This window comes from Nodosilinea sp. LEGE 07088 (genome assembly GCF_015207395.1).
Lineage (GTDB): Bacteria > Cyanobacteriota > Cyanobacteriia > Phormidesmidales > Phormidesmidaceae > Nodosilinea.
In genome coordinates this window covers 1-1,608 of record NZ_JADEWX010000365.1, presented here as the reverse complement: position 1 = coordinate 1,608, position 1,608 = coordinate 1, and the positions used below count along the sequence as shown (strand labels likewise).

Below are 1,608 nucleotides of genomic sequence, written 5' to 3'. Positions count from 1 at the left end.
GTAACCGTCCCAGGAATTTAACGAAGGTTTAGGGATTTTGGGTCAGGAGACTCGGTAAGGTAAAACGATGAGCGACGAGATCGAGATAGCCGGAATCCGCGTTCCTAAGGCCGACTGGGAGGCGACCCCCGCTAGCATCCAGATGTTAGTGCGGGTTCTGAGCGAGCGGCTGTTGGCGCTGGAAGAGAACGTCAATCAGAGTTCGCAGAATTCATCCAAACCGCCGTCAACGGATGGCTTTGGCAAAGGCGTTAAAGCCAACGGAAAAGGCAAAAAGCCACTGCGAGAGCGGAGCGGGAAAGCCACTCCCCGCGAAGCCCGAAAGCTATATCCAGCGGACGATTGTCGTGCCGTCCATGACGTCATCCCCCCCGCCTGCCAAGGCTGTGGAGCCAGTTTATCGGGCCAAGATCCTCATCCCCACCGCCATCAAGTCATAGAGCTCCCGCCCGTTTTGCCCGAGGTGGTTGAGTATCGCTTGCATGGCCTGAGGTGCGAGTGCTGCGACACGGTAACCCACGCCGAACTGCCGTCTGGGGTCTCCGCCTTAGGCTATGGTGAACGGCTGAGCGCGATGGTGGCGTTGCTGAGTGGAGCCTACCGGCTGAGCTATCGCCAGGTGTGTGCGGTGATGGATGACCTCTTTGGGGTGCGCCTCTCGCGCGGCGGGGTCGGTCGTCTGCGACAGGACATCAGCGACGCGGTGAGTCCGGCGGTGGAGGAAGCCAAGGCTTATGTGCAGGGCCAGCCCGTCATGCATAGCGATGAAACCAGCTATCCGGTGGGGAACCGAGACGGGGGAAATCCACAGCGCACCAAGGGCTGGCTCTGGGTGGTGGTGACGCCGTGGGTGAGTTTTTTCGAGGTGGTGCTCAGTCGGTCACAGGCGACCGCTCAAGCCTTGATTGGTCAAGCGGTTTCAGGGATTGTCATCTCTGACCGCTACAGTGCCTACCGCTGGATTGAGGTGAGCCGATGGCAAGTGTGCTGGGCGCATCTGAAGCGAGACTTTACGGCCATGGCGGAACGCAGCGGGGTCTCGCGCGAGATTGGTGAGGCTCTATTAAGGCGGCAGCGACGATTATTTCGCTGGTGGCACCGAGTCCGGGATGGCACCTTGTCCCGGCACGACTTTATCCAGCAGGTCGAACGGTTGCGGGATGGGTTTAAGGCTGAACTCGTTGCGGCCACTGCCCTGCCCCTCGGCGTCGCGGAAAAGACGCCGTTGGCTAAAACCATCCGCACCTGCCAGCAACTCTTGCAGGTGGAACCAGCCCTGTGGACGTTTGTGCAGACTCCAGCAGTGGAGCCGACCAACAATGCCGCAGAGCGGGCGTTACGCCCAGCGGTGATCTGGCGGCGCACCAGTTTTGGTTCCCAGTCCAACGAGGGCAGTTTGTTTGTCTCGCGCATGCTCACGGTGGTGACGTCACTGCAGGCTCAGCATCGCAATGTCTTGGACTTTCTCACTCAAGCCTGTGCCGCTGCCCGGTTGAACCGGCCTACGCCCTCCTTACTTCCTCAGGCTGAACCCGAGCAGGACGCCCCGCTGGTAGATCACCCTGAACCGCTTTGCCTAGCTTAAAACGCTCGCTGAGGGACGGTTAC

The 1,608-nt window shown here is 60.2% G+C and carries 1 protein-coding gene; it reads left to right on the top strand.

The genetic code is table 11. The features are described 5' to 3' along the window. Nucleotides 1-67: 67 nt before the first annotated feature. On the top strand, nt 68-1,585 hold the full coding sequence (locus tag IQ254_RS31015; protein WP_193969981.1) for an IS66 family transposase: 1,518 nt from the start codon (nt 68-70) through the stop codon (nt 1,583-1,585). Nucleotides 1,586-1,608: the final 23 nt, after the last annotated feature.